This is a genomic window from Natranaerobius thermophilus JW/NM-WN-LF, from assembly GCF_000020005.1.
GTDB classification, from domain to species: domain Bacteria; phylum Bacillota; class Natranaerobiia; order Natranaerobiales; family Natranaerobiaceae; genus Natranaerobius; species Natranaerobius thermophilus.
Window position 1 is genome coordinate 2,668,322 of record NC_010718.1, and the last position, 13,882, is coordinate 2,682,203.

The 13,882-nt window shown below is 37.4% G+C and carries 14 protein-coding genes and 1 riboswitch; of the genes, 1 reads left to right on the plus strand and 13 read right to left on the minus strand.

What is annotated here, in order from left to right; all coding sequences use genetic code 11:
* Positions 1-2 precede the first annotated feature (2 nt).
* From NTHER_RS12565 to NTHER_RS15420, 9 genes are all read right to left on the minus strand, one after another.
* Positions 3-1,223, minus strand: coding sequence for a S41 family peptidase (locus tag NTHER_RS12565; RefSeq protein ID WP_012448888.1), 1,221 nt, complete (start codon positions 1,221-1,223; stop codon positions 3-5).
* A gap of 313 nt (positions 1,224-1,536) precedes the next feature.
* The gene (gene tenA, locus NTHER_RS12570; protein WP_012448889.1) at positions 1,537-2,205 is read right to left on the minus strand and encodes a thiaminase II; all 669 of its coding nucleotides are present in this window, start codon (positions 2,203-2,205) and stop codon (positions 1,537-1,539) included.
* A 209-nt stretch (positions 2,206-2,414) separates the two neighbouring features.
* On the minus strand, positions 2,415-3,236 hold the full coding sequence (gene thiM, locus NTHER_RS12575) for a hydroxyethylthiazole kinase (protein WP_012448890.1): 822 nt from the start codon (positions 3,234-3,236) through the stop codon (positions 2,415-2,417).
* Entirely contained in the window at positions 3,233-4,060 is an 828-nt protein-coding gene (thiD, locus tag NTHER_RS12580) for a bifunctional hydroxymethylpyrimidine kinase/phosphomethylpyrimidine kinase (protein ID WP_012448891.1), read from the minus strand. Before thiD ends, thiM begins: the two co-directional genes overlap by 4 nt.
* 121 nt (positions 4,061-4,181) lie before the next feature.
* Entirely contained in the window at positions 4,182-4,697 is a 516-nt protein-coding gene (gene thiW, locus NTHER_RS12585; protein WP_012448892.1) for an energy coupling factor transporter S component ThiW, read from the minus strand.
* Positions 4,698-4,837: 140 nt separating this feature from the next.
* Positions 4,838-4,940: riboswitch (TPP riboswitch) on the minus strand.
* Positions 4,941-5,224: 284 nt separating this feature from the next.
* The gene (locus tag NTHER_RS12590) at positions 5,225-6,367 is read right to left on the minus strand and encodes an RNA-guided endonuclease InsQ/TnpB family protein (RefSeq protein WP_012448893.1); all 1,143 of its coding nucleotides are present in this window, start codon (positions 6,365-6,367) and stop codon (positions 5,225-5,227) included.
* Positions 6,367-6,768 carry an IS200/IS605 family transposase gene (tnpA, locus tag NTHER_RS12595; protein ID WP_012448894.1) on the minus strand — a complete coding sequence of 134 codons (402 nt, stop codon included), beginning with the start codon at positions 6,766-6,768 and terminating at the stop codon, positions 6,367-6,369. The genes NTHER_RS12590 and tnpA overlap by 1 nt, the downstream gene beginning before the upstream one ends.
* 64 nt (positions 6,769-6,832) lie before the next feature.
* Positions 6,833-7,423 (minus strand): hypothetical protein, encoded by a 591-nt coding sequence (locus NTHER_RS12600; protein ID WP_012448895.1) that lies wholly within the window; start codon positions 7,421-7,423, stop codon positions 6,833-6,835.
* Positions 7,424-7,438: 15 nt separating this feature from the next.
* Positions 7,439-8,314 carry a copper amine oxidase N-terminal domain-containing protein gene (locus NTHER_RS15420; protein WP_012448896.1) on the minus strand — a complete coding sequence of 292 codons (876 nt, stop codon included), beginning with the start codon at positions 8,312-8,314 and terminating at the stop codon, positions 7,439-7,441.
* A 115-nt stretch (positions 8,315-8,429) separates the two neighbouring features.
* Here NTHER_RS15420 and NTHER_RS12610 point away from each other — a divergent pair, with 115 nt between their 5' ends.
* Complete coding sequence (locus tag NTHER_RS12610) at positions 8,430-8,762, plus strand: nucleotidyltransferase domain-containing protein (RefSeq protein WP_012448897.1); 333 nt, start codon at positions 8,430-8,432, stop codon at positions 8,760-8,762.
* Between the two features lie 283 nt (positions 8,763-9,045).
* On the opposite strand, the gene NTHER_RS16565 is transcribed toward NTHER_RS12610, so the two are convergent.
* The 4 genes from NTHER_RS16565 to NTHER_RS12625 all read right to left on the minus strand — a co-directional run bounded on the left by NTHER_RS16565 (position 9,046) and on the right by NTHER_RS12625 (position 13,870).
* Entirely contained in the window at positions 9,046-9,201 is a 156-nt protein-coding gene (locus tag NTHER_RS16565; protein WP_012448898.1) for a hypothetical protein, read from the minus strand.
* Positions 9,202-9,470: 269 nt separating this feature from the next.
* Positions 9,471-10,307 (minus strand): hypothetical protein, encoded by an 837-nt coding sequence (locus NTHER_RS12615; RefSeq protein ID WP_158438281.1) that lies wholly within the window; start codon positions 10,305-10,307, stop codon positions 9,471-9,473.
* Positions 10,308-10,480: 173 nt separating this feature from the next.
* Positions 10,481-11,392: a hypothetical protein gene (locus tag NTHER_RS12620; RefSeq protein WP_012448900.1), complete on the minus strand. Its 912-nt coding sequence runs from the start codon at positions 11,390-11,392 to the stop codon at positions 10,481-10,483.
* Positions 11,393-11,515: 123 nt separating this feature from the next.
* Complete coding sequence (locus NTHER_RS12625; protein WP_012448901.1) at positions 11,516-13,870, minus strand: copper amine oxidase N-terminal domain-containing protein; 2,355 nt, start codon at positions 13,868-13,870, stop codon at positions 11,516-11,518.
* Between the last annotated feature and the right edge of the window lie 12 nt (positions 13,871-13,882).

Consider the following 13,882-nt stretch of genomic DNA (forward strand, 5'->3'; position numbering starts at 1 on the left):
TGTCAATATCTTCCTTCTTCAATAATTTCCACCGTTTCATCAATTAGCTCCTGATGAGTTTGTGTCTCTACCTCAATATCGGGTTCAGTGCCCACATAACTATTCTTACCATCGGCATTCAATCCCAAGAACCCTTCAAACTCGATTAATAATCCACTGTTGGGAAGAGAATAAAATAAACGTGGAGGACCATTCATTCCACCACCACGAGTTCTGGTCCCGACTACCGTTGCCAAGTCTGTTTTTCTCGCAAAATTTACTAAGCGATCAGATGATGAATAAACATTCCTGTCTGTTAATATGAAAATTTCTCCGGAAAAATCTAGAGGATCTTCAGGTTCAATAGTTTTTTCTTTCCAAATATAGTCTTCAAAGTTTTCTTGAATATGGTCGGGTAAATCTTCATATCCTGGATACTCTTTTATATCGTCTATATTATAATCCTCCGAAACTTTGTGTTCTAAGAAATAATTTGCCAAGTCTCCTCCTTTGGAAAACAAATACGATTTATAGTCAACCTCTTCTAAATTATGAAAAACATCCTTCCAGTATCGCTGGCCGCCCAAATTACCTCTAATATCAATAATTAAATAAGGATAGTCACTAATTTCTTCCATAAAATTTCTAATTTCCTCGCTTGAATCAATTTCAAAGGAATTTATGTGTAAATATGCTATTTGATCTTCCTCAATAATTTCGGTGTCTATATTGGCAGCTCCACCCTCATATCTTTTCTCTTTTTCTTCATCTCGTAGTTGTTCAGGGTCAATATCGTACCCTTCCTCGTTGAATACTTCCTTCCATCCGTGATATTTTTTGTCTGCAAATTTAATGATCTCTCCTGATCCTAGCTCTTTAGAATAAAACATTTTGGGGTCATATATACCCAAATGCAAATCATCGATAACTCTTAAACTATTATACATTTGTTGATAAAACTCATAATTATCATCTGTATCCTTCACAGATGCCTTAAAGTGAGCTTTCATATCCAGCCAATCAGTATCTATATCGTATAAATTGACATAATTTTCTTTCATTATATTGTACATGTATTTAAAGTCCTCGACTTTTTCTTCTTCAGTTAGTTCTTCTAATTCAGTTGGCTCTTCCTTTGGTATTACTTCATCAAATTCTTGCTCACTTTTCTCTGCGTCCTCACACCCGACTAACAATGTAATTATAAGCCCCATCAAAATAAGACAAAATAGTTTCTTGACCATCGCTTTTTATCCCCCTTCACAAGAACATCATGAAATTGACCCATGCATTCAATTATGGATTTTTTCTTATTCCAAAATTTCACCTAAATTTCAACTAATTAACCCAGCTGATTGTTCCCCAATATATTATTTTCATTGCACCCCATTAATTTCCTTATTTTTCTAATTCACTTATACAATATGAGCCTGACACCTTTTAAATTAATCTAAAAATCCTAGTATGTTTTTAAATATCCAATTAGTTTATGTAATTAACCATCAAGTGAATACCCTACCCCTAGGTACATCTAATGCTACAAATAATATAACTCCCTTAAAACTTCCATTCTTCTAATATATGTGCCATTTCCCAGAACATTGCCTCGTATTTGCTGCTTATTAGAAAAGCCTGTTTCATACTTTCCCATTCTTCCTGACCAGCTTCTTCAGCAAAGTATTCCATAAAATCTTTTCCCCATTTTGCGAGATCAGCAAATTCTTGTGAAGAGTACATTTCTATCCAATGTCTATAAGGGTTGGAGCTGCTAGTATCCCCTGTTTGTTTCAAATTACTTCCAATTTCATAAAAACCCCATAAACATGGCAGTAACGCCGCTACAGTTACTCCAACAGTTTCATTGGCAGAGGTTCTAACTAGAAAATCCGTATAAGCCTGACAAGTTGGTGACTTACTAATCTTTTCTAATTCTTGAGTATCAATTCCAAATTCAGCACAATAATCTCTGTGTAATTTCATTTCAGTGTTTAATATTCCATCCATTAAACTGGCAAACATCTGCATCTGTTCTAATTTTCTAGCTTTACCACCAGCTAAAGCGAATACCCGGGCATAGTCTTTTAAATACAGATAATCCTGCTTAATCCAAAAGATAAATTTTTCCCTTTCCAGGTTCCCATTGCCTATTCCTTTAATGAAAGGGTGCTCATGCCAACCGTCCCATACGTCACTACCTAATTCACGCAATGTTTGACAATAACTCATGATATCACCTCACAAATTATATTTTTACTTTTAATAAAAGGTAGAGCAGGCCCATATGCATCAAGGTGCACCAAGTGCCGACCATATACACAGAGATACAAAAGATGTTTCTGCATCCATCAGGATGCTTCATCATACGACGAAAGTGCGACGAAGCGCATCGAGATGCAGCCATACGCGATTTTAACTACTTGCGCACTACTTATATCTTATAACTCAGACACATTCCCCCTCTCTTGCAATTCTTTACTTGTTAAAGCCGCCATGTGATCAAAGATTTTAACTCGAAAACTACCGAGATCAGTTGAACTAGAAATACTCTCTTCAGCCATCTCTCCGACAACTCCCATGGAAACAGTTGCCGCTATTCCAGCTTCCCAGTCATTATCTGAGGCCCCGATAAAAGCACTGATCAGGATTCCTAGCATACAGCCCGAGCCCGTAATCCGACCTAATAAAGGTGTTCCATTGCTAACTTTAACTGTTATATTTCCTTTTGTAATTAAATCTGTTTTTCCCGTTGCCAATACCATTGTGTTGTATTTCTCAGAGAGCTCTGAATTGACCATTTGAATGTCCTCACCCAAGTCCAGGGAGTCCATTCCTTTTCCATGACCTTTGCGACCAGCAAGGCATTTAATTTCAGCATTATTACCTTTGATGCAGCTCACATTGTAATTAGTCAGTAAATCTTTCACCAAGTCCAGCCTGCTTTTTATGGCCACAGCACCCACCGGGTCTAGAACAATTGGTATTTCTAATTCTGAAGCTTTTTCTGCTGCCAGATAAATGGAATCCTTGTGTTCTTGATTTATTGTACCGATATTTATATAAAGTGCTTTAGCCAGGGGCACAAAATCAGATACTTCGTCCCTACTCTCACACATAGCCGGTGAAGCGCCGGCAGCCAATGTAATATTAGCGCAATCATTCATTGTGACATAATTAGTAATAGCATGGACTAAAGGATTTTCTTGCCTAACTTGTGTCAAATAAGTTCCCAACTTAAAATTAGAATTGAATGTACTCATGCATTTAATTCCTCCTTTTCTTGCACTTCTTCATCTCCTATTGATGAATGCAAGAGTACTTTTGAACCTTCACCGATTGTAAAACTATTATTAATGGCTTGTGTAACGTATTTTTTAGCTAATTTTATGCTAGTTAATAGATCATCTGTTTTACTCAAATATGCACATATAGCTGATCCCAGGGTACAACCCGTTCCGTGAAGACTGCCAACGCCCACTCTTTCAGCTGAAAATGTGTGATATTCATCTTCCCAAAAGAAATGATCAGTAGCGTTTCCACTTGTATGTCCACCCTTGATTAATACGGATTTTGCTCCCGCTTCCTTCAACTTATGAGCTGCTTTTTGTAAGTCTTTTGAATGGTCAATGTTTATGCCAGTCAATATCTCTGCTTCGGGAATATTAGGAGTGATGATATCAGAGATGGGAATAAGCTTCTCTAGCAAAGTTGATACTGCTTGTCTTTCTAGTAGTAAATCACCGCTTGTAGCTGCCAAAACAGGGTCAATTACAATCCAAGGTTTCGTTGAAAAAGAAGCAAGATTATCGGAAACGGTTTCAATTATTTGAGCATTTGAAAGCATCCCCGTCTTTACTGCAGAAATTTCCATATCCTCCGCCACTGACTTAAATTGCTCTGCCACCAAACTAGATTCAAGATGAACAGCGTTTTGTACCCCTGCAGTGTTCTGGGCAGTCACACCTGTTAGCACGGTAGTTCCGAATACTCCTATAGACTGAAATGTTTTTAGGTCAGCTTGTATTCCAGCACCACCCCCAGAATCAGAACCTGCAATGGTCATAACTACTTTTGTTTTAGACATATAATCACCCTTTTTTGTTATAGTTGTTTATGAGAAACAGAAAGAGAAAGCCCCGCTAAAGTCCCGCTAAAACCCCACTAAAGCCCCACTGCTTTAACTGCGAGAATATATAGGGGGTATATCAAAGATGATCTGTCATGGAAATAGATCTGTCTCCCCGGACCCTTTCTAATACCACACTCAAGCCAACTCCTATGAATGCCCCAACAATGGCACTTATGGCAAAGGGTGGAATATAAAAGTAGATCACAGCTTCATGGCCTAGGATCAATCTGGCAATAGGGACTGATAGCAAAGCGCCAATAATAGAAGTGCCGAATACCTCTCCAATAAAAGCTCCGTAAGGGCGCTGTCTAGCCATTTTAAAACCTATTCCGGCCAGTAAAGCCCCTGCCATACCACCCGGAAAAGCAAGTAAAGTTCCGATACCCAAAATATTACGTAATAAACCTATCATAAATGCGATCAGAACTGCTGGACCTGGACCGAGAAATATACCGGCAATTACATTAATAGCGTGCTGCATAGGATAAGCTTTAGCGAAACCAGCTGGAAACCAAATCAAATGAGATGTAAAGGTTCCAATAGCGATTAACAAAGCCATCAAAGTTATTTTACGGGTGTTATTTTGTAACATCGTAGCCACCTCCCATGATAAGTCATGATATTAAGGCATGATATTAAGGCATAATATTAATCCATGATAATAATTCTGATAATAAAAAAAGCTCCCGGGAAGACCGGGAGCCGTATATACACTGTCTTGTTCTAAATCTTAGCCTACGGCAACCGCTCTCCCTTCGCTGGCATTAACCAGTTCAGGTTATGGGGTCGGTGTTTACCCTCTCAGCCCATTTTTGGGGCTCCCCCGGCGGTGTTCCAATTCATTATAAAGTTTTTGCCATAAATTTTTTGCATAAATATTCATTATAAATTTTCTTAATATAAAGATATCATATTCGTTAATTTTTGTAAATTTAATCATCTCGACTTCAGATCAATTTTAATTCTTTTTTAAGATCATCAATTTGTTTTTTAGTTAATCCAGTATATCTCATAATTTTATCTATTTTTTCTCCATCTTCCAACATCTTTTTGGCTATTTGGTTCGGGCGAACCGCCTTCTTGACATACTCCCACAGCTAAAGCAGTGGGATTCTGGGGTCAAGCAGAAACAGCCTCTATGATAGCAGGTCTTACGTTTCCTAACCCAATGGACGATGCCCCGCCCATGTGTATATTAATTGCAGCGTTCAGATCTCTGTCAATTTTTAAACCGCAATCACATTCGAAAATTCTGTCTGATAGTTTAAGGTTTTGATTTATTTCACCGCACTTACTACAAATTTTTGAACTTGGATAAAAGCGATCTACCTTAACTACTCTAGAACCTTTTTTCTTGGCAACATATTCGAGAATTTCAACAAAAGTAGAATATCCTAAGTCTTGAATCTTTTTACCCCACATCTTTTGCATAGCTTTCATGTTGAGGTCTTCAATAAAAATGTATTCATACTTATCTGTTAGCTCATGTGCCAGTTTAAAGAAGTAGGCTCTACGCTGATTGACCACTTTCTTATGAAGTCTAAAAACTTTTTTCCTAGCTTTGTTTCGGTTATTAGAGCCTTTTTCTTTTGAACTTAATTCTTTCTGTGCTTTCTTTAATTCCTTCAATTTGTGGTGATAATAGAATGGTGCTTCATATTTCGTACCGTCTGATGCTACAAGAAATGTCTTCAAGCCAAAGTCCAAGCCGATGGAGCTTTTACCCTGCCTATCGGGGACTTCGATTTTTTCTTTAACTACAAAACAAATATACAGGTCGCCTAAAGGATCTCGTTTTATAGTTACAGTTTTAATATTTTCTGGAAGCTCTCTGCTTTTACTGAATTTATAGACCTTCTTTCCGATTTTGATTAAGTTATCGTCAACATATTTCCAACCTGCTTGTTTTAAAGTGAAGCTTTTGTATTTTTTAATTTTTTTGAATTTAGGCGGTGAAGTTTTAATACCATGTTTCAAATTCCTAAAGAATAACTGGTATGCTCTATCTATTCTATCTACTATATCTTGAATTGCTTGTGAGCCTACTAGGTTCCAATGTTGATATTTGTCTTTTTTCTTTAATTTGGTTATGTGCTTCATTAACTGAAACTTATTTAAGTGTTTACCTGTTAGTTTATAATACCTTTTGTGGAGGGCAATGCAATGATTATAGATAAGACCAGCTATATCTATTTTCTGATGAATATTTTTATTCTTTTTTGACTCGTATAACTTATACTTATAGGTTTTAGTTATAATCACTATTTACCCTCCTGGTCTTCGATATATTTACGAATAGTATCTTCTGATATATGACCGACCGACTCAACATAATAACTACGAGTCCAGAGTGAAGGCAGCCTTGATTTTAGTTCAGGAAACTCCTTACGAAGAATTTTGGCACTATATCCTTTCAGTTGTCGCACAATATAGTGTGGTGCTAAAGTGGGGTCTGCTTTGATAAACAAATGAACATGATCTGGCATAATAGTTAAATCTTGAATTTCTATCTCTAGCTCATTGGCTTTCTCTAAAAATAATTGCTTTAATCGCTGTTCAATTTTGCCAGTCAGTACTTCACGTCTATATTTGGGGCAAAAAATGATATGATAACCTAAATTGTATACAGTTGTTTTGGTTGTAGTCCATCTATTTTTACTCATATTTTTATTATAATAAAAAAATAGATAGTTGGCAAACAGTTAATAATAAACATTCATCCCACAGCTAAAGCAGTGGGCTTTCTGTTTGGTTTTTTCGTAAGCTTTTGCCCATACCTGTATATTCCAAGCCCTCCCTTATATTGTCCTCATACTCAGGGTTATTGTTAAATCTCATGTTTTCCATTTCAAAGTGTGCATTTTGTACTGCATCATTATCATTAGTCCACGGCTCAGTGATCCAGTTTCGATCTTCCAAACGACCTTCAGCTAGTGCATCGGGCGGAAATTCTTTGTTTGTCACTCTACTTTGTTCTGTGAAATCATCTATAAATTCTTCGGTTTGAGTGTCGTACCAGGGAACAACACCTAAATATCTATACTCACCATTTTCAACTTCATTGCCAGGTACTTCTTCTAAAACTCCACCTGCAATTACATTGTGTGGATCTTCTGTTCTGTCCATGTGTACTCCACCGGGATTGATCTTATAACGTGGATCATTTATGATATTTTCGTTAATATACTCAATTGCTCTTTCTGGATCCTCTGATGCTTCGCCCTCTGCTAATGCTGAATTAAAATTAAGAAAAAGAAATGATAACGCCAGAAGCGTTATCATAGATAATCTTAAAAAAGTTTTATCTCTAGCTGTCAAAAGGTATCACCCCCATTAATATCTGACCTCGATAGAGCTTCCACTCAACCCTACCTCTTGTCCATTAATATCAAAATATTCATGAACTATACTAGCCTCTTCTTGCATAAATTCGATATATTCCTCTACTTCCTCTTCGTCCTGAGTTCTTCGGTAAAGTATTCTTTTTGCATCTTCAATACCATCATCTTCAAAAACATTTACGATCCCATGAAAATTTTCACTGTAAGCATCATCAAAAAGAGTATCTTCATGATTATCTTCATGTTCTACATAAGCCTTATCAATCTCTCTGTCTAATTCGCTATCACCCGTTAATGGCTCTACATCTTCTGGATCGGGTAGAGGATTGTTTTTGATTTCTTCTACTATGTCGTCTGACTCACTAGGTTCTTCCTCGTCCGTATCATCTTCTGTCCTTTCGTCCCAAATATAAACTGCGTTTTCATCACTTTCCCAGTCTACTTCTGCACCTAAACCTTCACTAACGAATCGCAAAGGTACTACTGTTCTGTTAGCACCTGTAATGGCAGGGGCGGTATCCATTGTCTCGGTTCTACCGTTCCTTTGATATGTATTTTGGCCAATGTGAAGTTCCATTTCTATATCTTCTCTTTGTACATCGACTCTATCTTCACTACCGACCCAATCCGCATAACCGTCTAGGGCTTCTGTCACGAACCTTAACGGTACAAGTGTACGATTGTTTTCATCTATAAAAGCTGGCTGGTCTTGCAAATCTATTAAGCTATCGTTTACATATACGTCTACAACTTCCACTCCTGCTTCTTCCGCCTCTTGTTCCCAATCATCAATCGCACTTACCGCGGTTATTGATAAACTTAAAATTAACGCTGGGATTAATAAAACAGGAATAAATTTGTTTATCATAAGATCAAAAACCTCCTTTTGATTTAATCATCAAGAATTGTTTTACTTTTAGGCAGGAAATTTTTTAAAAATGCCGAAAATGTTCTAAAACTAAAGTCTCTTTTGGGAGGAACTTATGAATATCAAAAAAGATATTAAGAAGCTTTGTAAATCCTTAAAAGAACATTTTTCCCCTGAAGATATAATATTGTTTGGATCACAGGCGAAAAAGTTTAATGAGACCAGTGATATAGATCTTTGTATAATTATAAATACAGACAATAAAGACAAGATAGAAAACAAAATGAACTTATTTATTTATTCAGAAGATGGATTGGATTTTGAAAGATCAGTTGATTTAGTTTTATATACTTCCGAAGAATGGAAACAAAATATTAATGACTCTGCATCTTTTGCCAATGTAATATATCATAAAGGTGTATCTCTCTACGATAAGTTTAATTTATAATTTAAAGTAACTACTAAATTCAGTTCCATTCAATCCCTCAAAAAGGTTAAGTTGAAAATGGAAACTATTCAAAGTTTACTAGCATTTACAAGAGTTTATGGACTCTTAATGAATTTACCAAATTTTATAAATTAGACAAGTTATCAAAAGTATTCCCCTGGGTAGATTAATATTTATTTTTATGAAAAAAAAGCCCACGAAGTCACTAAGTCAGTCTAACAATTTATAAGGATGGTTTTAAAAAATAAAAAGTCTGTTTAAAAAACCGGGGGGTTTCCCCGGTTTAGGTTACTTCGTCAACTATAAACTCTTCTTTTATAGTCAATTCTTTTTCTTCACTCTCATCTGTAACAAGCTGTTCTACGCGATATTTACCTTCTTGTAAGTCTTCTATGTCTTCTAGGGGAAATACTACATGGTACTTATTTCCTTTATCCAAATTAACTCTGTTCTCATCGTCCCATTCGATATCGTGCTCGGCTGCTTTCCACTCATCCTGGGGTTCATCATAATAAAATAACTGAAAGTCGGCAAGGAAAGGAATAGTGAAAACTTACTTCATCCCCTTCACTGTACTTGTCCTCTTCAAATACTATGTCACCGTCTATATTTATTTCACCCCCACTTTCTTCATCGGTACCTACTTCTTCTTCTTTCGGATTGGAATCGGCTTCATCAGCTTCACCACCGCATCCTACTAGAAGGGCTCTATTTTTTAAATATCTCTTCTAGTCCACCTTGATCATATATTACGTCTCGCAGCTGTTCAAATTGATCGTGGAGCTCCACTTGAAATTCTTTCTGTTCTTTTCCTGTAAGGCCATAATCGGGTACATCTGTACGTTCCCTATAAGCAAAGACTTTCTCACCATTGCTTCCCTTATCATCCTGACCTTCTGAATCATTCTGCTCCTGTTCTGCAGACTCCTCGGCGTTTTTAGGATATAATCTAGGTAGGGGATAGGCCCCTTCAGTAGAATCCTTTGCCTCTTGATACTCTTCTTCTGAACTAAAAACAATGATTCTAAACATCCAGTCAGGTTCGACCTGAAAATCTTCACCCACATCAGGGCTATGATAAATTACAATCTCAGCTTCACCCTTAGATATATCTTGATCGTCATAATTTTCAGCTACTTCAAACCTGCCTTCCCACTTCTCTGGAAACTCAAGGCGAAAATCATAGTCGGTATTTTCATAGGTCAGATTGTTGCTTTCTTGTTTATCTGTTTCTTTTTTATCATTTTCCTGATCATTTTCTTCTCCTTCAACTTCGCCCGACTCTTGATCTTTCTTTTCCGTATCGTCTGCAACTTCATCTTCTTTCACTTCTTTTTCTATCAATTCATCTTCTCCCACTTCCGGCTCCGATGGGCCACATCCAATCAGAAAAGCTAAAGATATCATGGTTATAAGCATTGCTGTGGTTATGATTTTGATGGGTTTAGATTTCCTTTCTTGCATAAAATTCTTAAAAACAACATTTTTTAGTCTCAATATCATACCTGAACTCTCCTTTCTCCATTCACCTTCTCCTCTTTCCACTGTGGAACAAATTCGCTGTTAAAGGACAGTATCTGTCCCCAGGGTTACCGTAAACGGTCAAAAAGCACCCATAAATCTTTAATAAAAAAGTTCCTCAAATATGGACTCTAATATAAACCCTCAATAATTCCCTTGCCGCACCCCATCATATTTCCTTGTTACTTTTATTATATTTAATACACTTCTTCCCCTTCTTTATTGGATAGCGAATAGAATGCATGGTACAAGCTAACCAGCAGAAATGTGGTTACCAATCCATAAAGTAGTGGAATCACAAACATGCTAATTGCCATAGGAAGCATATTAAACACCATACCTACAAGTATTGTCAAAACTCCTATGGCTACAAATGAAGCCACATAAGTGAGTATTTTCAGTTTATTTTTAGAAACTTTCCTGATTGATCTACCTATGGCATCTGTTAACTTATCCATACTAGAACCCTCTACAAGCTCGAATTCGACAAAAATCAAGAAAAAAGCCAATAAAAATCCAAACAAATGATATAGTTGGCCAATAAACTCGACCTGGGCAGGGAAAATGCCACCCAGTATAACAGCGATCAATCCGAAAAGAATGGACAAAAGAAATATCGCCACAGCTAATAACAAGAAGAATCCGAGAAATTTTAAAAACAACTTCTTGCCATAGGCAAAAAACGCACTGGCCTGGGGAGATTTTCCCTCGGAGATAGCATCACGAACTATTCCCAAATAAGCCGGTGCCAAAAAAATTGATAATATAAAAATGAAAATTGTTGTACCAAGTATAATCACGGCAGTTGCCATGGTCTCAGTTTGATTTTCCGTGATATCTCCTTCTTCACCGGGTTGTGGTTCTAAAAAAGCCCCTTCATTCAAAGGCGTTCCTCCAGGTGGAGATTCGGGAAATGCAAAATAGCCGAACTGTTCAAATAAATATTCCACACTCATATCTTCAAAACTGGGATAAAAGGTATCTATATTTAAAAACAATGGTAACTGTATGATATTCAAAAGTATAATCAAAACCAGTGCAAATACTATTAACCCAGGATAACTCCTAAGAGTATCGTAAGACTTGGAAAACATCTTACTTATCGACACAGAAAGCACCTCCAATTATCAAAATCCCCGCATCATAGGAATCTAAACGACTCCTAATAACGCGGGGATTATTCTGCTTATTCTACACTTAATTTTATTTTCGTTATAATCAGTAGATACCTCTTACTCTTCAATAGTGATCTCTTGGGTTGTTTCATCGTAGTCTACATAAGCATCATAGGCCTCTGCAAAAAATCTAATTGGAAGCAAAGTCCTTCCTGAATCGTCATCAACAAAGGGTGCTGTATCCATTTCTAAATCTTCATCGTTTACTTGAGCTGTTTTTTCTTCCAGATAGAAAACAACTGTCCTATCATCTCTCATGGCTGTTACAGATTGATCACTTTCATCATATTCCACATAGGCTCCCAGAGCTTCTCCGATAGCTCTAAAGGGTAGGAAAGTTCTACCTTCAATGGCATGAGGTGCTATTTCTAAAGCTTCATCCTCACCATCTACTGTGTAGTTTTCATCATCCAAATTCATGATAATTTCCTTGCTTGGTTCTGGCTCTGGTTTTTCTTCCTCTTCTTCTTTTTCTAATACAACTGCTTCTTCCATATCATCATCTATTGAAATGGAGTCTTCATAACTATCATAGCCATCAGCTTCAACTGTGTATCTATAAAATCCTGATTCGATTTCACTAATTTCAGCGTAACCGATCATGTCAGTTTCATAGTCCTGGCCATCGATTTCTACTTCTGCATCTTCAATGACACTTCCATCCTGATCTTCCACGACAATAGTCAGGTCGAACTTTTCTTCTTCTTCCTCTTCTGTAAATTCTAATTCAAAACTTCTCCCAAACCCTTGATCAGTAATAACTCTTAGGTCATAGACATCATAATCATCGGCCTCCACAGAGAAAGTGGCACGGCCAGAATCAAAATCTTCTTCATCATAAACTGAAATATCATCAGGTGTAATTAAACGATAACCTTCTTCTCCGATAGCTCTTCTGCCATCTTCGTCAATAAAGGTCATCTCAACTTCGCCGAACAGGTTTCCTTCTTCAATATCCGGTTCCACTTCTATCTCTACCGCTTCACCCGATACTGATAAAGTAGCGGTATCTTCATACCCTTCTTCGTCATGATATGCACTAATTTTTGTCTCTCCACCGTCTCGAATATTTATTTCACCGGAAGTACTGCCGATTCTTGCTACCGAGATGCTGTCCGAGGTAAAAACAATATCCTCATCATCAGAGTCGTATTCTTTTTTCAGTCCATCATCATCTACTAAATATACTGTGGCATACATATCTTCATCGTCGTCTTCGTCCAATAGAGCCACTTCTTGGCTCAGTTCCAGTTCAATATCGTCAAGTTCGCCAAATTCCGATACGGTTACATCTACTATGGATCTAAGAGTAGTACCAGTAACCCTACCTTCTATTTCATAGTCCCCGGTCAGGTCAATTCTATCTTGATCCACAGTTACTTCAAACATCTGATAAGTGTCATCATCTTCATCTCGCACATCAGATAGCGAGACCTCACGATCATCTTCTGTGTAAGTATCACCATCGGGATCAGTTACTTCAATGGAAATTTCATCATCTTCAGTAACTTTGTTGTCATATTCATCATAAATGGCAAAGTAAACTTTAAATTCATCCTGACCATCTTCCACGAATTTAGTATCTCGATAGGCCTCTATACCGTCTATATCACCTACTTCATCGATCCGAACGCGTCGCTCATTGGAGTAAACATCATCTTCTCCACCTTCATATATTGCTCTGTACCAAAAGTCGCCTCGCTCGGTCTTATTCAACCTGAGCTCTGCAATTCCATCTTCATCGGTTTCAATAGTTTCTATTTCTTCAAAGTCTTCGCCGTCCTCTTCTTCTTCAATGATAATATCCAAATCTTCACTGGCCTCGAAGTTACCATCCAAGGCCTCTACAGTCAGAATATAATCTTCGCCGACTCGCGGACGTCGCTCGTCTACATCCAATTCCAGATCTGTTACTTCGTCTGAAAGAAAGTTTATTTCCCGTGTTCCCCTTCTTACAGTTCTAATCATTTCTCGATCATCATCATCCCACTCACCAATTTCAATAGTGGCTTCACCGGGGATTTCACTAGTAACTTCAAAGATAACTTCACCATCATCATTAGTGGTTGCATCTATTTCCCAAACTTCCCTATTTTCTTCTCTAGCCCTTCCTCGGATATCATCATCCAGTTCTAGATTTTCAGTATCTCTATCTGAACTCACATGAAATACTACGTCTTCATCTTCCAGTACTGATCCGTCAGATTCTCTGAATCTGACTACGAACTCTGCACCTTCATCACCTGTTTGTGGGTCTTCAGGTAATACGTCCCGGACCCTACTAGCGGCAAAACTAAAGTCGCCCAAGCTTTGTCCCATGGCAACTCCACTGGCCATGGTCAATATTATGGCTGGTGCTAAAATCCAAGCTATTACATTGAAAACAGATTGTTTCGCTCCATTCTGATTCATACCCTACTCCTC